The organism is Arthrobacter sp. B1I2, assembly GCF_030816485.1.
GTDB lineage: Bacteria > Actinomycetota > Actinomycetes > Actinomycetales > Micrococcaceae > Arthrobacter.
Genome location: NZ_JAUSYC010000001.1, coordinates 3,667,243 through 3,686,522 on the forward strand (window position 1 = coordinate 3,667,243; position 19,280 = coordinate 3,686,522).

At 64.1% G+C, this 19,280-nt stretch carries 15 protein-coding genes, 2 rRNA genes and 1 pseudogene; 2 read left to right on the top strand and 16 right to left on the bottom strand.

Annotated elements, in window-relative coordinates:
* Positions 1-44: 44 nt before the first annotated feature.
* Positions 45-1,184, top strand: coding sequence for a bifunctional 2-methylcitrate synthase/citrate synthase (locus QFZ57_RS17075; protein WP_306631696.1), 1,140 nt, complete (start codon positions 45-47; stop codon positions 1,182-1,184).
* Between the two features lie 77 nt (positions 1,185-1,261).
* Here QFZ57_RS17075 and QFZ57_RS17080 read toward each other — a convergent pair whose 3' ends face one another.
* The 14 genes and pseudogenes from QFZ57_RS17080 to QFZ57_RS17145 all read right to left on the bottom strand — a co-directional run bounded on the left by QFZ57_RS17080 (position 1,262) and on the right by QFZ57_RS17145 (position 14,145).
* Positions 1,262-2,227, bottom strand: a complete 966-nt coding sequence (locus tag QFZ57_RS17080) for a hypothetical protein (protein WP_306631697.1) — start codon at positions 2,225-2,227, stop codon at positions 1,262-1,264.
* Positions 2,228-2,229: 2 nt separating this feature from the next.
* Complete coding sequence (locus QFZ57_RS17085) at positions 2,230-2,739, bottom strand: RNA polymerase sigma factor (protein ID WP_306631698.1); 510 nt, start codon at positions 2,737-2,739, stop codon at positions 2,230-2,232.
* Positions 2,740-2,899: 160 nt separating this feature from the next.
* Positions 2,900-3,382, bottom strand: coding sequence for an 8-oxo-dGTP diphosphatase (locus QFZ57_RS17090; protein WP_306631699.1), 483 nt, complete (start codon positions 3,380-3,382; stop codon positions 2,900-2,902).
* 32 nt (positions 3,383-3,414) lie between these two features.
* Positions 3,415-4,188 carry a hypothetical protein gene (locus QFZ57_RS17095; protein ID WP_306901047.1) on the bottom strand — a complete coding sequence of 258 codons (774 nt, stop codon included), beginning with the start codon at positions 4,186-4,188 and terminating at the stop codon, positions 3,415-3,417.
* 2 nt (positions 4,189-4,190) lie between these two features.
* On the bottom strand, positions 4,191-4,694 hold the full coding sequence (locus QFZ57_RS17100) for an RNA polymerase sigma factor (RefSeq protein WP_306631701.1): 504 nt from the start codon (positions 4,692-4,694) through the stop codon (positions 4,191-4,193).
* 130 nt (positions 4,695-4,824) lie between these two features.
* Positions 4,825-5,904 carry a site-specific tyrosine recombinase XerD gene (gene xerD, locus QFZ57_RS17105; RefSeq protein ID WP_306901048.1) on the bottom strand — a complete coding sequence of 360 codons (1,080 nt, stop codon included), beginning with the start codon at positions 5,902-5,904 and terminating at the stop codon, positions 4,825-4,827.
* Positions 5,904-6,563, bottom strand: coding sequence for an NUDIX domain-containing protein (locus tag QFZ57_RS17110; RefSeq protein ID WP_306901049.1), 660 nt, complete (start codon positions 6,561-6,563; stop codon positions 5,904-5,906). The genes xerD and QFZ57_RS17110 overlap by 1 nt, the downstream gene beginning before the upstream one ends.
* Before the next feature lie 25 nt (positions 6,564-6,588).
* Positions 6,589-8,365: pseudogene (locus QFZ57_RS17115) on the bottom strand (CTP synthase).
* Positions 8,366-8,393: 28 nt separating this feature from the next.
* Positions 8,394-10,133, bottom strand: coding sequence for a DNA repair protein RecN (gene recN / locus QFZ57_RS17120; protein ID WP_306901051.1), 1,740 nt, complete (start codon positions 10,131-10,133; stop codon positions 8,394-8,396).
* A gap of 4 nt (positions 10,134-10,137) precedes the next feature.
* A complete protein-coding gene (locus tag QFZ57_RS17125; protein ID WP_306631706.1) occupies positions 10,138-11,163 on the bottom strand; it encodes an NAD kinase in 1,026 nt (341 codons plus the stop codon).
* 13 nt (positions 11,164-11,176) lie between these two features.
* Complete coding sequence (locus QFZ57_RS17130; protein ID WP_306901053.1) at positions 11,177-11,992, bottom strand: TlyA family RNA methyltransferase; 816 nt, start codon at positions 11,990-11,992, stop codon at positions 11,177-11,179.
* On the bottom strand, positions 11,992-12,243 hold the full coding sequence (locus QFZ57_RS17135) for a hypothetical protein (protein WP_306901055.1): 252 nt from the start codon (positions 12,241-12,243) through the stop codon (positions 11,992-11,994). Before QFZ57_RS17135 ends, QFZ57_RS17130 begins: the two co-directional genes overlap by 1 nt.
* A 9-nt stretch (positions 12,244-12,252) precedes the next feature.
* The gene (locus tag QFZ57_RS17140; protein ID WP_306901057.1) at positions 12,253-13,242 is read right to left on the bottom strand and encodes an HAD-IIA family hydrolase; all 990 of its coding nucleotides are present in this window, start codon (positions 13,240-13,242) and stop codon (positions 12,253-12,255) included.
* Positions 13,243-13,248: 6 nt separating this feature from the next.
* Complete coding sequence (locus QFZ57_RS17145) at positions 13,249-14,145, bottom strand: hypothetical protein (RefSeq protein ID WP_306901058.1); 897 nt, start codon at positions 14,143-14,145, stop codon at positions 13,249-13,251.
* Between QFZ57_RS17145 and QFZ57_RS17150 the strand changes: the two genes are divergently transcribed.
* Positions 14,098-15,297 (top strand): hypothetical protein, encoded by a 1,200-nt coding sequence (locus tag QFZ57_RS17150; RefSeq protein ID WP_306901059.1) that lies wholly within the window; start codon positions 14,098-14,100, stop codon positions 15,295-15,297. The two genes, QFZ57_RS17145 and QFZ57_RS17150, sit on opposite strands and share 48 nt — an antisense overlap.
* Before the next feature lie 144 nt (positions 15,298-15,441).
* Here QFZ57_RS17150 and rrf read toward each other — a convergent pair.
* Both rrf and QFZ57_RS17160 read right to left on the bottom strand, forming a co-directional pair.
* Positions 15,442-15,558, bottom strand: a 5S ribosomal RNA gene (rrf, locus tag QFZ57_RS17155).
* A 171-nt stretch (positions 15,559-15,729) separates the two neighbouring features.
* Positions 15,730-18,870: ribosomal RNA gene (locus tag QFZ57_RS17160) — 23S ribosomal RNA — on the bottom strand.
* Positions 18,871-19,280 lie beyond the last annotated feature (410 nt).

Here is a 19,280-nt window from a genome sequence, read left to right on the forward strand (position 1 = left end):
GCCGCGGCCGGATAAACAGGCTTTAGGAACAAAGGAGTTTCAGCATGGCTGAAAATGAGATCAAAAAGGGACTTGCCGGCGTCGTGGTGGACTACACCGCCGTCTCCAAGGTCAACCCGGACACCAACTCCCTGCTCTACCGCGGCTACCCTGTCCAGGAGCTCGCCGCGAGGTGCAGCTTCGAGGAAGTGGCCTACCTCCTCTGGAACGGCGAACTTCCCACCAGGGAGCAACTGGCGGAGTTCACCGCGAAGGAGCGCGCCGGCCGCGCCCTCGATCCGGTGGTCAAGCAGGTAATTGATGCCCTGCCCGTGACCGCGCACCCCATGGATGTGTGCCGGACCGCAGCCTCCGTCATGGGTGCCCGGCACCCGTTGGCCGGGGACTCCACCCGGGAAGCCAACATGGCCAAGGCCGTGGACCTGTTCGCTGCCATGCCCGCGGTAGTGGCCTACGACCAGCGCCGCCGCCACGGACAGGAGCTTGTGGAGCCCCGCGAAGACCTGGGCTACTCGGCAAACTTCCTGTGGATGACCTTCGGCGAGGAACAGGTCCCGGAGGTGGTGGATGCCTTCAACGTCTCGATGATCCTCTACGCCGAGCACTCCTTCAACGCGTCCACCTTCACCGCCCGGGTGATCACCTCCACGCTCTCGGACCTGCATTCGGCGGTCACCGGGGCCATCGGAGCCCTCAAGGGCCCGCTGCACGGCGGCGCGAACGAGGCCGTGATGCACACCTTCGACGAGATCGGCATCCGGCAGGAGGAGTCCCTGGAAGAAGCGGCAGCCCGGGCAAAGGCCTGGATGGAGGATGCCCTGGCGCAGAAGAAGAAGGTCATGGGCTTCGGCCACCGGGTCTATAAGCACGGCGACTCCCGGGTCCCCACCATGAAGGCCGCGCTGGACAAGATGATCGCCCACTACGGCCGGCCCGAGCTGCTGGGGCTCTACAACGGTCTCGAGACGGCGATGGACGAGGCAAAGGCGATCAAGCCCAACCTCGACTACCCGGCCGGACCCACCTACCACCTGATGGGTTTTGATACGCCCACATTCACTCCCCTGTTCGTGGCCAGCCGGATCACCGGCTGGACGGCGCACATCATGGAGCAATTGGACGCGAACTCGCTCATCAGGCCGCTGAGCGAGTACATCGGCCCGGAGGAACGGCACCTTCCCTAGCATTTGGCGGGAACGTCCGACGGCGGCGCGGCACCCTGGTGCGAATTCCACCTTGGTGCCGGGCCGCCGTCGTTCGACTACTGCCTGCTTAGGACGATCCGCAGTGACGTCAGCATTCGTTTGGCCTTGATGTACTCCGGCGTCAGCATGTACGCACGCGCTTCATTCAGCGAGCTGAAAATCTTGCTGTTTGTACTCTGGGCACCGCCGGCTGAGACCTGGAAATTGTCCGCAAAGGAATACAACGTTGACTCCGGGGGACCGCTGACTACGTTGTAGAACATGCACGCCTTTCCGTCCTTTCCGGCTGAGCTGCTGGTAATACCGAAGGAGGCCGTAACCCTGTCTGCTTCAAGCAGGACGCGGTATGCAAATCTCGGCGGGATGACATCGGATGCGGAAGCGTTGTATGGCAGCGGGAGTTCCACAGAATCCAGCACCTCGTAAGGCACGGGCGAAGCACATGCACCGCCGATACCCCCCGAGGCGCCATAGTGGAGTGATGCGATTCTCTTTCCCTCCTTATCGTTGATATCCAGGTCTACCGCTGGGTACTCCGGGTTCTCCGGCCTTCGCAGGACCGTCCAGTCCCCGGGATGGTCAAAGCTGACCTTGCCGTTGGCACTGGTGTACGTTAGCCATTCGTCGGCAAGTGGAACAGAAGTGGCGGCGGTAGACGCCGGTGGTTCCGGAGCCGGCGTTGCGGTTGGGCTTGGAGCCGAGGTAGGCCGCGTGCTCGCTGTGGAGAAGGGAGTGGCCTCCGCGGTGGAGGTCGCGGCCGGGGAAGGCGCGGTTGCCAGGGGGCCGAGGTTCATGGTGAGCAGGACACCGGTCGTCACTGCCGCAGCTGCGACTGCGAGGACTCCCGCAATCCTGGCCCGGCGTTCCCTCCGTTCAGTGAGGGTGGGTACATTGACGTGCACCCGATCCACAAAGACCTCCGGCCGCGAAAAAACATCCGCCAGCACCCTCGCTCCGTCTGGAACGTCAGCGTCCCTTCCGATCGGGTCCACGCCCGAGACGAGATACTTGATGGCATCCATGGCTAAGCCTCCACTTTTTGGTCGATTGAAGTGCAGAGGGCTGGCAAGAGGCTACGGAATGCTTCTCTGGCCCGGTGCAGGCGCACTTTTGCCGCCGACTGGGAACACTGAAGAACCTTGGCGATCTCCGTGATGGTCAGCTCATCCCAGTAGGCCAGCTGCAGAACGTCGCGGTCCTTCTCACGCAGCGCCGACAGGGCTGACTCCACCAGGGAGTTGTCGCTGTCCGGGGCACTGCCATCGGCTGGGAAAGCCTGGAGCCGCTGCTGAAGGGCGCGCCGCCTGTCGAGCCCACGGTAGGCGTTGCCAATCACGTTGCGGGCAACCGCAAACAACCACGCGATCTCCACGTTGGGGCCGCCGTCCCACTTCTGCCAGGCTATGCGGAATACGTCGGCAGCCAGTTCCTGGGCCAGCTCCGAATCATCAACGCGCCGATGTACGAATTTGTGAATGCGCGGATAGCTGTCTTTGTACAAGGCGATAAACGCCAACTCGCGCTCTGAAAGCACGGTTCCCCCCGAAGAATGCGTAGTGTCCTGACGTGCAGGCTAACTGTATAGTTTCCGGTTACCGCCGGGATGGTTACACGGGTTCGACAAGTATTTCGTCCGGCCCTGCGCCATTGCCCCCGCGACCGCCGACCACAGCCTAAGAGCTCTGACTCCGGGGCTAGGGCAGGAGGCTTTCGGACGACGCCACGGATTCGTTGTCCGTGTCCATGGTGACGACGACATTCACCCTGCCACCTTCCAGTACCACGGGCAGCCAGTGGTCCGCGTCCTGCCACATCCGGTCCACAGGCAGCGTGTCCACACGGAACCATTCAGGCAGGATCTCCTCGCTGGGCGCCGGCTCGCCTTGCCAGGTCCGGGCAGTGAAGAGCTTGGTCCGCATATTCCATTCCGGGCGGGCGGGAAAGACGAAATGGACCGATCCGGCGTCCGCCAGGTCCTGCACCTGAAGCACCACCCCGGTTTCCTCCAGGACTTCCCGGACTACGGCCTGCGCGTCGCTCTCCCCCGGCTCCACGTGCCCGCCGATGCCCACAATCTTGCCCTTGCCAAATCCGGTTTGCTTCAGCCCAAGGAGGACCTCCGCACCGTTGGCACCTTCCCGGAGGAGGAAGCAGAGGGTGACGTGCGGGGATCTCATGGGCTCCACCCTATAGCTGCGGGCAGCCGTTGCTATCCGGCGGCCGGTCCATCGCCAACAAGTTCCGGACGAAGTTCCACCGGAAGTCCTTTCTGCTCGAATTCCTTGTCCATCGCCTGTTGGGGTGTCAGGCCCTGGTTGTTCATCGCCTGGAACTCCCAGTTGAAGACGCTGGAGTAGACCTGCTGGAAGTCGCAGAGAAACCTCCCGTCCTGCAATTTGGCAAGCTGGTACCACGCGTTGCCGCCGTCGAGCTGGAGGGCTCTGGCTCCCTGTTCGGAGATGGAAAAGGCGAGCCAGCCGCCGGCACAGCCCAGAACGGTGTAGTACTGCTGTTGGTCGGCGGGGATCGGCAGGATGGCACGTTGCTGGTCGCTGCGCTGCAGGTCGACGTTGGCCATGGAGCAGGCGACACCGCCCGTGCTCAACGCTGGCGCTGCCGTGCCGGCAGGAGCTGTGGTGGCGGGTTCTGTGGCTGGCGTGCTGGGGGTGGAGGAGTCTGTGGGGCCAGCAGACATGCCCGGCGCGGTGCCGGTTTGGGCAGGTCCTGGCGCGGGATGCGGCAGGATGGTGCCGCCTACCACCACAGCTCCCGCCACCGCCGCGGCAGCGAGGACAGTTGCGGCGGCGGTCCGTACCGCGGTTCGTCGTGCTGGAGTGCGTCCTGCCGGAGTGCTCCCGGCCAAGAAGACCATATCCGGGTCCTGGGAATGGACAATCCCGCGCGCGGCGTTGCTGCCGGGAGCCAACCCCGGCACTCCGGCATGGGGCTTTGCGGCTTTCATCAGCTGTTCGATGCGGTCCATTGCTAGTCCTTCCTTGCGGTCATGAGGTGTGCGGGCGCCGCCTTCGCGAAGGCCCGGCGGGCCCGGTGCAGCCGGACCGCTGCCGTGGAGGGAGAGCACTCCAGGGCCTGGCCGAGTTCGGGGATAGTGAGATCGTCCCAGTAGCTGAGCATGAGGACCTCCCGGTCCCTCTCCCTCAGCCGCCCGAGCACGGCAGCGACGGCGTCCTGTTCCTCTGCGTTCGCTTCGAGGGTTTGGCCTGCTGCCTCTTCCTTAAGCCGGTCGATAAGCTCCTGCCGGCGGCGGCGGCCCCTGTACTCGTTGCCAAGCAAGTGCCGGGCCGTGGCGAGCAGCCAGCCGATGCCGGGTGGCTCCGGCAGTTGTTTTTCCCAGGCGATCCGGAACACATCGGCGGCCAGCTCCTCGGCCCGGGACGTATCGCTGATGCGGCACGCAATGTACCGGAAGACCCGCCCCGAATGCTGGGAATGCAGATCGATGAATGCCTGCTCTTCGGGTGCCAACATAGTATTTCCCCCCGGACACGTGATGACTTCTTCCTGAAGACTAAGTGTCCCGGGCCGGGCCGATTCTTACAGTCGCGGGAAGAATCTATTCGCGGAGTGGTTCAAACTCCAGCGGCAGGAGCCCCGGCGCTCACCCCAGCGCCCTCGGATGGGCCGCGGCATAGATCTCGCGCAGTGTATCGGCCGTGACCAGGGTGTACACCTGAGTGGTGGTCACGGAGGCGTGGCCCAGGAGTTCCTGCACCACGCGGACATCAGCGCCGCCTTCAAGCAGGTGGGTGGCGAAGGAATGCCGGAGGGTGTGGGGCGACACATCGCGGGTGATGTTGGCCTTCTCCGCCGCCGCCTTCAGGATGGTCCAGGCGCTCTGCCGGCTGATCCTGCCGCCGCGGGCATTCAGGAACAGCGCGGGCGTGCCCTTGCCTTTGGCGGCGAGCAGCGGCCGGCCCCGGACCAGGTACGCGTCGAGCGCACGTGCCCCGTAGGAGCCCAGCGGCACCAGCCGTTCCTTCGATCCCTTGCCGAACAGACGGACAATGGCTGGCCCGGATTCCGGTTCCGCAAGGGAGATGTCGTCAACATCCAGTCCCACCGCTTCGCTGATCCTGGCGCCGGTGGAGTACAGGAACTCGAGCAGGGCGCGGTCCCGCAAGCCCGTGGCGGTGTCCGTTCCTGCAGCTTCGAGGATGCGGGTCACCTCGTCCACGCTGATGGCCTTGGGCAGGCGCTTGCCGGCCATGGGCGGATGGACCTCGCTGGCCGGATCGGCAGGTGTGTAGCCCTCAAGGGCCCAGAACTTGTGCAGCCCGCGCACCGCCACCACCGTCCGTGCCGCGGACCGGAGACCCAGCGTGGAGCCGCCGTCGGAACCGTCCGAAAGGGCGCGGACGAAACCCGTGACGTGGTGCCGGGTGATGTCCTCGGGCCGGCTGCAGCCGGCAGCGGCGAGGTAGCGGGCGTAGCGGGCGAGGTCGCGCCGGTACGCTGCCAACGTGTTCGCTGCCAGTCCCCGCTCCACGCCCATGTGCTGGAGGTATTCGGTGATTGCACGCTCGATGGCGGCAGGGACGTGTGCCGGGGCAGCCACAGGCACAGTCGCTACCGCACCCGGAGCCGGCTCGACAGACGGTGCCGCTTCAGTCGAAGGACCCGCGCCTACCGAAGGACCCGCGCCTACCGAAGGACCCGCGCTTACCGAAGGACCGGCCATCAGCGCTGGCTGGGGTGTGCGGGCCAGGGGGCGTCGGCGGGGCGGAGCCCTTCATAGTTGGCGGCCCGGGCGGCCGCGGCGGCAAGGATCCCGACGACGGCGGACGGGTTGTGCAGGCGGCCGGCCAGGACAGACGCCACGGCATCATCCAGGCCTATCCAGTGGAACTCGATCTCCGCTTCCTCGTCGGTCCGTTCGTGGCGTTCGTGGTGCGGTACCTCGGTGAGGTCGCGGGCCAGGTAGATGCGGATGGCCTCGCTGGAGGATCCCGGGGAATTGAAGACGTCGGCCAGCACGTTCCAGGTCCCGGCTGCCAGGTCCGCTTCCTCGGCGAGTTCACGGGCTGCCCCCACCACAAAGTCTTCGCCTTCGATGTCCAGCAGGCCCGCGGGCACCTCCCAGAGGTCCATGCCCACCGGGTGCCGGTACTGCTTCAAGAGCAGGACCTGGCCTTCTCCATTCATGGGCAGGACCGCGACCGCGCCGGGGTGGTCGATGTAATCGCGGGTGAGGGCGTCACCGGACTCGGAAAGCTGGAAGGTGTCGCTGACGACGTCCCAGATCCGGCCCTGGTAGACCTTCTCGGTGGACAAAAGACGGCGCGGGCTTGGTGCATCCGAAACCTGTTTTGCAGGGGTGGCTTCAGGTGTACCAGGCATCGCGCCGTCCTTTTTGTTCTCTTGACTATTTAGCGGTAACGGTACCCGATGCTGCAGGCTCCCCGGCCGCGGGTACAGCCGTGTCGGCTGCGCCCTGGTAGTTTGCGCCCTGGTGGTCAAGGGCAGCTTTGACCAGGCCGGCGAACAGCGGGTGCGGGCGGGTGGGCCGCGAGCTCAGCTCGGGGTGCGCCTGCGTGGCCACGTAGTAGGGGTGGACGTCGGCGGGCAGCTCAACGAATTCCACCAGCTTGCCGTCCGGGGAGGTCCCGGAGAAGACCAGGCCCTTGTCGGCAATCTGCTGGCGGTACTTGTTGTTGACCTCGTAGCGGTGCCGGTGGCGTTCGCTGACGGTGGTCTTGCCGTAGGTTCCGGCGATAACCGAGCCTTCATCAAGCTTGGCCTCGTAGAGTCCAAGGCGCATGGTGCCGCCGAGGTCGCCGCGGCCTTCAACGTACTCCAGCTGCTCTTCCATGGTGGCGATGACCGGGTACTTGGAGTCCGGCTCGAACTCGCTGGAGGAAGCGCCCTCCAGGCCCACTACGTTGCGGGCGTACTCGATGACCATGCACTGCAGGCCAAGGCACAGGCCCAGCACGGGCAGTTTGGTTTCGCGGGCAAACTTCAGTGCGCCGAGCTTGCCTTCGAGTCCGCGGATGCCGAAACCGCCGGGCACGCAGATGCCAGTCCACGCCGTCGAGCGCCTTGATGGCACCTTCCCGGGTCTCGCAATCGTCGGACGGGACCCAGCGGATCTTGACCTTGGTGTCGTTGGCGAAGCCGCCGGCGCGCAGCGCTTCCGTGACCGAGAGGTAGGCGTCGGGAAGGTCGATGTATTTGCCCACCAGGGCAATCTCGACGTGGTGCTTGGGATTGTGGACGGCTTCAAGCAGTTTGTCCCAGCTGGTCCAGTCCACGTCCTTGAAGGGCAGGTCCAGGGCCCGGACGATGTAGGAGTCCAGTCCCTGGCTATGCAGAGTTTTGGGGATGTCGTAGATGCTGGGGGCGTCGGCGGCGTTGACCACCGCGTCGATGTCGACGTCGCACATGCGGCCGATCTTTTCCCGCATGGCCTCGGGCACTTCCCGGTCCGAGCGGATGACGATTGCCTCCGGCTGGATGCCGATGGAGCGCAGCGCGGCAACGGAGTGCTGCGTGGGCTTGGTCTTCAGTTCCTGCGACGGGCCGATGTACGGCACCAGGGAGACGTGGAGGAAGAAGACATTTCCGCGGCCAATGTCCTGGCGGACCTGGCGGGCGGATTCGAGGAACGGCTGGGACTCAATGTCGCCTACGGTGCCGCCGATTTCGGTGATGATGACGTCGGGGGCGTTCTTGACCTCGGCAGGCAGGCGCATGCGGCGCTTGATTTCATCCGTGATGTGCGGGATGACCTGGACCGTGTCACCGAGGTATTCGCCGCGGCGTTCCTTCGCGATAACCGTGGAGTACACCTGGCCGGTGGTCACGTTGGCGGAACCTTCAAGGTTCTCGTCGAGGAAGCGCTCGTAGTGCCCGATGTCGAGGTCAGTTTCGGCGCCGTCGTCGGTGACGAAGACCTCACCGTGCTGGAAGGGGTTCATTGTGCCCGGATCCACGTTCAGGTAGGGATCGAGCTTCTGCATCGTCACGGACAGGCCGCGTGCCCGGAGCAGATGACCAAGGCTGGAGGCCGTTAGTCCCTTACCGAGCGAGGACGCCACACCGCCGGTGACAAAGATGTGCTTCGTCGTCTTGGAGGAGCCCGGGAACCGGGAATTTACACGGGAATTTGATCGCTGCACCACGGAATTCGAGCCTATCATCAATTCAGCCTTTCCGTGGTTGTCCCCGTCAGGCCCGCTGGGGCAGGAGCCTGGCGTCATCCAGCAGTTCCCGGGCGTGTGCCTGGGCCGATTCGGAGTCTTCCTGGCCTGCCAGCATGCGGGCCAGTTCACGCACCCGTTCCGGGCCGTCAAGGAGGCGGACGTCACTGGAGGTGAACCCGGTGGCGGTGCCGCCGTCGGCTCCCCTGACGGAGGTTTTGGTCACCGTGATGTGCTGGTCCGCGAAGGCGGCCACCTGCGGAAGGTGCGTGACTACCAGCACCTGCACGTGGCGTGCCAGCATGGCCAGCCTGCGGCCGATCTCGACGGCGGCACGGCCGCCAACGCCCGCGTCCACCTCGTCGAAGACGAATGTGGGGACGGGATCGACGGCGGCAAGCACCACTTCGATGGCCAGCATCACGCGGGACAGTTCGCCGCCGGACGCGCCCTTGCCCAGCGGCCGGGCCGGGGCACCGGAATGCGGCCGCAGCAGGAAGCTGATCTCGTCGGCACCGTGCGGGCCCAGCTGGCCAGCCGGCTCCAGGTTGATCACCAGCGTGGCGTCGGCCATGGCCAGGGCCTTGAGCTCCGCGCTGACGCGGCCGGACAGGTCCTTCGCAGCCTTGGCGCGGATCTTGCTGATGGCCGCTGACTGCTTCTTCAGTTCTGCTTCGGCGCGCACCACATCTGCATCCAGGGCCTCGATGCGGGAGGAATCGTCCTGCAGCTCGTCGAACCGGACGCGGGCCTTGTCCGCCCACTCCAGCACTTCGTCGATGGTGGGGGCGTATTTGCGGACCAGCCTGGCCAGGGCGGCGCGCCGGTCCTCGATTTCGGCCAGGCGTTCCGGGCCTTCGGAGTCCAGGCTGGCCTGGTAGCTGGCCAGCTCGGTGGCGATGTCATTGAGCAGGAAGCCCACCTCGGCCAGCCGGGCGGCAGCGGAGCCCAGCTGCGCATCATGCTCCGCCACATGTTCCAGGGTCCGTTTGGCGGAATCCACCAGTGTGGTGGCGTCCCCGGTGTCGCCGAAGTCCTCGGCAATGAGTGCCTGGTGTGCGGTGCTCGCAGCGATCCGCAGTTCCTCCACGTTGGCAAGCTTCACGGCCTCGGCCTTCAGCAGCTCGTCCTCCCCCGGCTGCGGATCAACCTCATCGATCTCGGCGAGGGCTGCCTCCAGGGATTCGGCCTCGCGGAGCCTGTCGCGGGCGGCGTTGCGCAGGTTGTCCAGTTCGGCCTGGCTGGACTTCCATCGGCCGTACAGCTCCTGGTACGCGGCCAGCGGACCGGCCAGGTTGCCGCCGGCGAACTTGTCCAGGGCTTCGCGCTGCGCTGCAGCGCTCTTGAGCCGGATCTGGTCGGACTGGCCGTGCACCACCACCAGGGACTCACCGATCTCGGCCAGCACGCCCACCGGCGCCGCCCGGCCGCCCAGGAACGCGCGGCTGCGTCCATCCGCACCCAGGCGCCGGGCCAGGATCAGCTCAGCGCCGCCGTCGACCTCCTCCGCTTCGGCGCCGGCCTCAAGGGCACGGGCAATGGCGGGATGCCCGGCGTCGAGCTTCAGCACCGCCTCGGCGGTGGCGCTCTTGGCGCCGGTGCGGACGGCCCCGGCATCCGAACGGGCGCCCAGCAGCAGCCCGACGGCGGTCACCACCATGGTCTTGCCCGCACCGGTTTCGCCGGTCACGACGCTCAGTCCCGGGCCGAGCGGAAGGGTTGCGTCGGTGATGACGCCGAGATCGCGGATTCTCAGTTCTTCAAGCATGGATTCACTTTGCAGTCGACGGATCGGGATCGCTGTCCGGATTTTCCGCATGCGGTACAGGCAACGGCGGCATGGGCCGTGGCGTCCGCACAATGGGGATGGGGCCGGTGTGCACGGCATCGGACTTGGGTACCGGTCCGCGCCAGCCGTGGATAGGCAGCTCGAACTTGCGGACCAGGCGGGCGGAGAACGGCGTCTGGTGGGTGCGGGCCAGCCGGACGGGAGTGGCGGACTTGGTCACTTCCACGCGGGCGCCGGGCGGCAGGTCCACGGAGCGCCGGCCATCGCACCACAGCACGCCCTGGGCGTCGGTGCGGCTCAGTACCTCCACGGCGAGCTTCGACCGCGGTGACACGACGAGGGGTTTGGCGAAGAGCGCATGGGCGCTGATGGGGACAATCACCAGGGCCTCCACCTCCGGCCAGACCACCGGTCCACCCGCGGAGAACGCATAGGCCGTGGACCCGGTGGGGGTGGCCAGCACGATGCCATCGGAGCCGAAGGACGTCAACGGGCGCTGGTCCACCTCGGTGACCACTTCGAGCATCCGTTCCCGGTTGGCCTTCTCGATGGCGGCCTCGTTGAGCGCCCATGTGTGCCAAATCTTCTGGCCGCGGACCCACACCTGGACATCGATGGTCATCCGCTCTTCAACCGTGTACTCGCGGCTGGCGATCCACTCGACGGTCTGGGCAAGGTCCGCCCGCTCGCTTTCGGCAAGGAAACCCACGTGGCCCAGATTGACGCCCAGCAGCGGCACATCCACCTCGCGGACCAGTTCGGCGGCCCGCAGGATGGTTCCGTCGCCGCCGAGGACCATGACGAGTTCGACGTCAGGCAGCTGGACGTGGTCGTGGAGGACCTCCACGGGCTGGGCAAGGTGCCCGAAGAACCGTTCCATGTCCCCCAGCTCGGACTCCTGCATCACGGGGACCATGCCCGAAGCGTGCAGCAGGGCGCAGGCTTCCCAGGCCGCTTTCAGTGACTCCTCGCGGCCGGTGTGGGCAAGGACCAGTACACGCCTGCTCATCAGGTTCCGCTCTCTAGTGGTTCGGCCAGATTTGTCCGAGCAAGGCAGCGGCTGCTGCCTCTCGCTCTTCGATCTTAGGCAAGTCTTTGCTGATCCTGCGTCTTATCCACAGGAAGTATTCGACGTTTCCGTCCTGGCCCGGCAGCGGGCTCTGCGCGAGGCCGCGCAGGTCGAGGCCTGCCTCGAGCGCTGCCCGGGCCACTTTCTCCACGGCCATCCGCCGCTCGCGCTCAGACGTGACCACGCCGGTGCGGCCCAGGCGGTCCTTGCCGATCTCGAACTGCGGCTTGACCATCAGCACCAGATCGCCGCCGGGTTCGGTGCAGTCCGCCAGCGGCTGCACTACGAGGGTGAGGGAGATAAACGACAGGTCTGCGACCGTCAGTGCCGCCGGCCCGCCTATGTCCTCCGGGGCCATGTACCGCACGTTCATGCCCTCGTGGACTGCCACGCGCGGATCGTCGCGGAGGTGGGCCACCAGCTGGCCGTGACCGACGTCGACCGCCACCACGTGCGCGGCACCCCGCCGAAGCAGGACGTCGGTGAAGCCCCCGGTGGAGGCACCGGCGTCAAGGCACCTTTTGCCCTGCGCCGAAACCTCGGGGAAGGCGTCGAGGGCCCCGGCCAGCTTGTGGCCCGCCCGGCTGGCGTAAGTGTCCTGGTCATCGTGTTCGACGGCGAGGTCCCGGCTGTCGTCCACCTGCAGGGAGGCTTTAGCGAGGACCTGGCCGCCGGAACTGACCTTGCCGTCGGCGATCAGCGACGCGGCGTGCGTACGCGACCTCGCAAGCCCGCGCGCCACCAGTGCCTGGTCGAGGCGCACCGGCATCAGGCTGCACCGCCGACGGGATTGGTCCCGGAGGGGTCGCCGTCTGGGGGATCGCTGTTGAGGGCGGCCAGCAGTTCATCGTGGAGCCCGTTATAGACGCTTTCGTGATCCGCGGCAGGCAGACCTGGTATGTCGGGAAGCGTGGCCAGGGCCTGCGCCACCTGCGGATCGGTGATGACCTGTGCACCTGGCTGCGGCCATTCCGGGGCCGGCTGTGCTGTCGCGTCGTCCGGTTCGGTCAGCTCAGTCATTGAACCAGTCTAGTGATCCAGCCACACCAGCTTGGGCGACTTCGGGGCTGCGGTGTCCGGCGTCTCAGCCCACCAGGCTGCACAGGCAGCCCGCCAGGAGTCAAGGTCGTCCTGCCTGCCAATGATGCCCACCGCTCCGTTGGCCACGCGCGCCGTCGACTGGCCGCACGTGTAGGTGCCGTCGTCGTTCGTCACTTCGGGGTAGGGGCGGTGCAGGCCCGTCAGGTTTTCGATGATGTAGTTGGGCCGTTCGGCAGACCGCGCGGCCAGGATGGTTTCGCGTGTGTCGACGCCGGTCAGGACCGCCACGGTGGCGAAGCCGGCATTGTTGCCGCCCAGGATGTCCGTGTCCAGCCGGTCACCCACCACCAGGGGGCGCTCGGCACCGAGTCGCTTGGCTGCCGAATGGAACAGCGGTGCCTCGGGCTTGCCCGCTACCCTGGGCTGATGACCTGTGGCGGCGGCAACGGCGGCAACAAGGGTGCCGTTCCCTGGGGCGATGCCGCGCGCCTGGGGAATGGACATGTCCGTGTTGGTGGCCACCCAGAGGGCACCGGCGGACACCACGTACGTGGCTTCCGCCAGGTCCTTCCACCCGATGGCGGGGCTGAAGCCCTGGACCACCGCTACCGGTTCCTCGGCCTGGCTGCCCACGGGCACCAGGCCCACCAGCTCAATTTCCCGGGCAAGTGCCGGGCTGCCGGTGATGAGGATCCTTGCGCCGGGTGCCAGCAGCGAGGCGAGCAGCTCGGCCGCGGCCTGGGAGGAACTGACCACCTGGTTGTCCTCGGCGGGCGCACCGAGCTCACGCAGATGGGCTGCAACCTCTGCCGGGGAGCGGGAGGCGTTGTTGGTCACATAGCCCAGACCGATACCCAGGCCGGAGAGCTGCTTCAGCGAATCCACGGCTCCGGGAATGGCATGCGGCCCGGCGTAGACCACGCCGTCCAGGTCGGCGAGGAGCGCATCGAAGCGGGAGACCAGTGAAACGTCATTCATGCCTGCTCAGTCTTCCCGGCGTTCTTCGTCGTGCCGGACGTCTGCGTTGTCCTGCGCGTCGGACTCCCCGGCAGCTGCGGAATCGAGCTCGTCAGGTTCCACCGAGTCCTGGTCCGATTCGGCGTCGTCCGAGACGAAGTAGTCGGCGTCCTGGTCGTCGAGGTTGCTGTCCTGGGCTGCGTTCGCTTCGGTGGCGTTGCCACTTTCCGCTTCAGCCGCTGGGGAACCGCCGGCAAGGGTTTCGGCGGGGGTTTCTTCGGTCTCGGCGGGGGTTTCGGTCTCGGCGGCCCTGGAGGAACGCTCCAGCATCCTGCGACGTTCAGCCTCTTCCCGTGCCTCTTCTTCCTCGTCCCAGCCGAGGTCGATGATTTCGGGCTCCTGGTCAGCGCCTTGGCCCAGGGCGTTCTCTGCCACCACGGCCTGGCGGCTCCACTTTTCCGACTCTTCCTGGCGTCCCACCGCTGCAAGTGCATCGGCGTAGGCGCGGAAAAGGCGCGGGCTGTAGGAGAAGGCACGGTTGATGTCCAGCTGCGGGATTTCAAGTTCTGCTACTGCCGCGTCCAGCTGGCCGAGATCGGTCCGTGCACCGGCTGCAACGATTGCCAGTTCCACCTTGCCGGGAGCGTCAAGGTCCTGGGCTTCCTCGGAGCGCGCAACATCGAGGGCACGGTCGGGGCGCCCCAGGCCACGCTCGCAGTCAGCCATCACGGGCAGGTGCACGTTCGAACCGCTGATCCGGCGGAAGGTGCGGAACTCGCGGAGTGCCTCACCGTAGTGGCCGGCAGCGTAGGCAGTCAGACCAACGGCCTCGCGGACGGCTGCGAGCCGTCCACCACGACGGCTGGCGGCAAGCGCATGCTGGAAGGCAAGCTCGGGCTCGTCATCGATGAGGCGGCCGGCCATCACCAGGTGGCGGGCCACCCACTCGGCGCTCTTCGGCTCCAGGGTCTTGATCTGGTGCCCGGTGGCGCGGTCCAGTTCCTTGCCCGTGACATCCTCATCGATCTCGGGCGAGCGTTCACGGTCAGGACGGTTGGCGCTGCGAAGGTCGGCGGCGTTGGGAACGCGGGCAGGGCGCTCCTCCTGGCGGTCGCGGCCAAAGCCGCGGGGGCCGGAGTCGGCACGGTCACCGCGATCGAAGCCGCGCGGTGCCCGTTCTTGCCGGTCCCCGAACGGCTTGCGGTTCTCGCCGCCGAAACCGCGTCGGTCACCTTCGCCCTCACGACGGGGACGGTCACCAAACGGCTTACGGTCACGGTCGCCGAAAGGCTTACGGTCACGGTCGCCGGCACCGCCGCTAAAACCGCGGCGGTCACCTTCGCCGTCACGGCGCGGACGGTCACCAAACGGCTTACGGTCGCGGTCGCCGAACTGCCGACGCTCACCACCGGCGCCGCCACCCTCGCCGTCACGGCGCGGACGGTCACCAAACGGCTTACGGTCACGGTCGCCGAACTGCCGACGCTCACCACCGGCGCCGCCACCCTCGCCGTCACGGCGCGGACGGTCACCAAACGGCTTACGATCACGATCACCAAAAGGCTTACGGTCACGATCACCGAACTGCCGACGCTCACCGCCAGCGCCAGCACCCTCGCCATCACGGCGCGGACGGTCACCAAACGGCTTACGATCACGATCACCAAAAGGCTTCCGCTCACCGCCGCCGGCAGAGCCACCACGCGTGGAGCTGTTGCCGTCGCGGTCCGACCGAGACCGGAATCCGCGGGGATCCCCGCCGGAATTGTTGTTGCCGCGGAACGCGCCACGGTCATTACCGCGGTTGCCGCCGTTGTGCTCGGCCATATGGATTCCTCCTGTTGTGAGCCGCCACTGGCGCAACTGCAGCCGCTCGTTTCGTTTCCTACGCAACCCGAAATCAAGCGCTTCGAAGTCCGTACATCTTCATCAATTCTAGTGGAGCCACCAAATCTCCCGGGACAGCGGGACCCCTGGCAGCGGTATCGTGGCCATCTTCACAGCCGGCGCCCGCGCAGGTCCTGCCTGGGTTTTTGTGTTGCTCTATCAGGTGTGGTCCTTATCTGGTGGGTTTAGGGGCCATAGGTGATGGAGCAACTGGGGTGGCGCGGCGGGGCACGGGGCTGCGGGTCCGGGGGCTGCGGGTCTGTTCTTGGTGGTGGTGGTTGTTTAAATGTGGGAGGCCCCAACCGTGTGGTTGGGGCCTCGACCGTAATGGTTGTCCGGCGGTGACCTACTCTCCCACACCCTCCCGGGTGCAGTACCATCGGCGCTGTGGGTCTTAGCTTCCGGGTTCGGAATGGGACCGGGCGTTTCCCCCACGCTATGACCGCCGTAACCCTTGCTCCCGCGCACCCGTGGTGTTGGCCTGGGTGGGGGGAAATCTGTGGTTACAACATTGTGGTGTTGTGTATTCAGTTGTTGGTTCCTGTTCAACAGTTGTCCCGTTGGGCGGGGTTGTTGGTTGGGAACCACATAGTGGACGCAAGCAGAATTTGTATGTTCTGTGTGGTGTAAGTTGTTGGCCTATTAGTACCGGTCAGCTTCACGAGTCGTTAGTCCTCGCTTCCACATCCGGCCTATCAACCCAGTGGTCTGGCTGGGGGCCTCTCACACATGAATGTGTATGGAAATCTCATCTTGAAGCGAGCTTCCCGCTTAGATGCTTTCAGCGGTTATCCCATCCGAACGTAGCTAATCAGCGGTGCACTTGGCAGTACAACTGACACACCAGAGGTTCGTCCGTCCCGGTCCTCTCGTACTAAGGACAGCCCTTCTCAAATTTCCTGCGCGCGCAGCGGATAGGGACCGAACTGTCTCACGACGTTCTAAACCCAGCTCGCGTACCGCTTTAATGGGCGAACAGCCCAACCCTTGGGACCTACTCCAGCCCCAGGATGCGACGAGCCGACATCGAGGTGCCAAACCATGCCGTCGATATGGACTCTTGGGCAAGATCAGCCTGTTATCCCCGAGGTACCTTTTATCCGTTGAGCGACGGCCATTCCACAATGTACCGCCGGATCACTAGTCCCGACTTTCGTCCCTGCTCGAGATGTCTCTCTCACAGTCAAGCTCCCTTGTGCACTTACACTCGACACCTGATTGCCAACCAGGCTGAGGGAACCTTTGGGCGCCTCCGTTACTTTTTAGGAGGCAACCGCCCCAGTTAAACTACCCATCAGGCACTGTCCCTGACCCGGATTACGGGCCGAAGTTAGATGTCCAAAGTGACCAGAGTGGTATTTCAACGATGACTCCACCCGAACTGGCGTCCGGGCTTCAACGTCTCCCACCTATCCTACACAAGCCACTCCGAACACCAATACCAAACTATAGTAAAGGTCTCGGGGTCTTTCCGTCCTGCTGCGCGTAACGAGCATCTTTACTCGTACTGCAATTTCGCCGAGTTTATGGTTGAGACAGCGGGGAAGTCGTTACTCCATTCGTGCAGGTCGGAACTTACCCGACAAGGAATTTCGCTACCTTAGGATGGTTATAGTTACCACCGCCGTTTACTGGGGCTTAAATTCTCAGCTTCGCCTTGCGGCTAACCGGTCCTCTTAACCTTCCAGCACCGGGCAGGAGTCAGTCCGTATACATCGTCTTGCGACTTCGCACGGACCTGTGTTTTTAGTAAACAGTCGCTTCCCCCTGGTCTCTGCGGCCCCGATCCCCTCCGGACAGCAAGTGTCCATCAAGGTTGGGGCCCCCCTTCTCCCGAAGTTACGGGGGCATTTTGCCGAGTTCCTTAACCATAATTCTCTCGATCGCCTTGGTATTCTCTACCTGATCACCTGTGTCGGTTTGGGGTACGGGCGGCTAAAACCTCGCGTCGATGCTTTTCTCGGCAGCATAGGATCACCAAATCCCCCCAAACGGGGGTCCCATCAGATCTCAGGCTTATATGAGTGGCGGATTTGCCTACCACTCGCCCTACATCCTTAGACCGGGACAACCATCGCCCGGCTCGGCTACCTTCCTGCGTCACACCTGTTAATACGCTTGCCTCCCGGGATCAGGTCCTGCGCTCCACCAAAACCCGCACACCACAAGGGTGATTGGGCAGGCTTCGGGCAGTTAGTATCCCCCGCTCAGCATGGGCGGTTTTTCGCCGGTACGGGAATATCAACCCGTTGTCCATCGACTACGCCTGTCGGCCTCGCCTTAGGTCCCGACTTACCCAGGGCAGATTAGCTTGACCCTGGAACCCTTGATCATTCGGCGGACGGGTTTCTCACCCGTCTTTCGCTACTCATGCCTGCATTCTCACTCGTGTAGGCTCCACCGCTGGTTTACACCGCGACTTCACCGCCCACACGACGCTCCCCTACCACTCCAAACGCCTGAACCAGCCCAACAAGTGGGCGGCTTGGCTACTATTTGAAATCCACAACTTCGGCGGTGTACTTGAGCCCCGCTACATTGTCGGCGCGGAATCACTTGACCAGTGAGCTATTACGCACTCTTTTAAGGGTGGCTGCTTCTAAGCCAACCTCCTGGTTGTCTTCGCAACTCCACATCCTTTCCCACTTAGCACACGCTTAGGGGCCTTAGTTGGTGGTCTGGGCTGTTTCCCTCTCGACTATGAAGCTTATCCCCCACAGTCTCACTGCTGCGCTCTCACTTACCGGCATTCGGAGTTTGGCTGACGTCAGTAACCTTGTAGGGCCCATTAGCCATCCAGTAGCTCTACCTCCAGCAAGAAACACGCAACGCTGCACCTAAATGCATTTCGGGGAGAACCAGCTATCACGAAGTTTGATTGGCCTTTCACCCCTACCCACAGCTCATCCCCTCCATTTTCAACTGAAGTGGGTTCGGTCCTCCACGACGTCTTACCGTCGCTTCAACCTGGCCATGGGTAGATCACTTCGCTTCGGGTCTAGATCACGCCACTCACTCGCCCTGTTCAGACTCGCTTTCGCTACGGCTGCCCCACACGGGTTAACCTCGCGACGTAACACTAACTCGCAGGCTCATTCTTCAAAAGGCACGCCGTCACCAGAATCAGACTGGCTCCGACGGATTGTAAGCACACGGTTTCAGGTACTGTTTCACTCCCCTCCCGGGGTACTTTTCACCTTTCCCTCACGGTACTGGTCCGCTATCGGTCATTAGGGAGTATTTAGGCTTATCAGGTGGTCCTGACAGATTCGCACGGGATTTCTCGGGCCCCGTACTACTTGGGATACTCTCACAGGCGGTACAAACACATTACGGTTACGGGACTAACACCCTCTCTGGCCGGCCTTTCAAAACCGTTCACCTATGCGCGCACATCACACCCCACTGTCCCGGCAGAGACAGTACGGAAAGTCCCACAACCCCGACCATGCAACGCCCGCCGGCTATCACACATGGAACGGTTTAGCCTGATCCGCGTTCGCTCGCCACTACTAACGGAATCACTATTGTTTTCTCTTCCTGCGGGTACTGAGATGTTTCACTTCCCCGCGTTCCCCCCACGCACCCTATGTGTTCAGGTACGGGTCACCAAGTCACTCGCGCGCTCAGCGGGGTTTCCCCATTCGGACACCCTGGGATCACAGTCCGGTTATCGACTCCCCCAGGCTTATCGCAGATTCCTACGTCCTTCTTCGGCTCCTAATGCCAAGGCATCCACCGTGTGCTCTTAAAAACTTGACCACAAAGATCAAAAACTAATTTCGAGAGAACCACGGAAACCACTGCTCCACCCCAAAAGGCAGAACAACAGATCCAGGTTCATATATCTTGGAAATTGCTTCTTATACAAGATGCTCGCGTCCACTATGTAGTTCTCAAACAACAACCCCAAACCACACACCCCACACACACTCGTGTGTGATCGGCGCGGCCAGGAAAACCAGAAACAAAGTCCCGCACAGCCGCCCCCCACCCCCGAAAGGGAAAGGGAAGAAACCCGCGGTCCTGTTGCCTCAGGACCCAACAGTGTGCCAAACACTAAACCATGCCATCACTCCCCCACCGTTCCAGAACCATCACTGGCTCGTACTGGGACAAGGAAACAACACCACAGCCGCTATTTGTTGATATTCCACCCTTGAGCACCCGCC

Bases quoted from the DNA above. Each gene is read 5' to 3' on its own strand.
- QFZ57_RS17075 (WP_306631696.1), top strand. From the start codon at position 45: ATGGCTGAAAATGAGATCAAAAAGGGACTTGCCGGCGTCGTGGTGGAC.
- QFZ57_RS17080 (WP_306631697.1), bottom strand. From the start codon at position 2,227: ATGGATGCCATCAAGTATCTCGTCTCGGGCGTGGACCCGATCGGAAGG.
- QFZ57_RS17090 (WP_306631699.1), bottom strand. From the start codon at position 3,382: ATGAGATCCCCGCACGTCACCCTCTGCTTCCTCCTCCGGGAAGGTGCC.
- QFZ57_RS17095 (WP_306901047.1), bottom strand. From the start codon at position 4,188: ATGGACCGCATCGAACAGCTGATGAAAGCCGCAAAGCCCCATGCCGGA.
- QFZ57_RS17100 (WP_306631701.1), bottom strand. From the start codon at position 4,694: ATGTTGGCACCCGAAGAGCAGGCATTCATCGATCTGCATTCCCAGCAT.
- xerD (WP_306901048.1), bottom strand. From the start codon at position 5,904: ATGGCCGGTCCTTCGGTAAGCGCGGGTCCTTCGGTAGGCGCGGGTCCT.
- QFZ57_RS17110 (WP_306901049.1), bottom strand. From the start codon at position 6,563: ATGCCTGGTACACCTGAAGCCACCCCTGCAAAACAGGTTTCGGATGCA.
- recN (WP_306901051.1), bottom strand. From the start codon at position 10,133: ATGCTTGAAGAACTGAGAATCCGCGATCTCGGCGTCATCACCGACGCA.
- QFZ57_RS17125 (WP_306631706.1), bottom strand. From the start codon at position 11,163: ATGAGCAGGCGTGTACTGGTCCTTGCCCACACCGGCCGCGAGGAGTCA.
- QFZ57_RS17130 (WP_306901053.1), bottom strand. From the start codon at position 11,992: ATGCCGGTGCGCCTCGACCAGGCACTGGTGGCGCGCGGGCTTGCGAGG.
- QFZ57_RS17135 (WP_306901055.1), bottom strand. From the start codon at position 12,243: ATGACTGAGCTGACCGAACCGGACGACGCGACAGCACAGCCGGCCCCG.
- QFZ57_RS17140 (WP_306901057.1), bottom strand. From the start codon at position 13,242: ATGAATGACGTTTCACTGGTCTCCCGCTTCGATGCGCTCCTCGCCGAC.
- QFZ57_RS17150 (WP_306901059.1), top strand. From the start codon at position 14,098: ATGCTGGAAGGCAAGCTCGGGCTCGTCATCGATGAGGCGGCCGGCCAT.
- QFZ57_RS17145 (WP_306901058.1), bottom strand. From the start codon at position 14,145: ATGGCCGGCCGCCTCATCGATGACGAGCCCGAGCTTGCCTTCCAGCAT.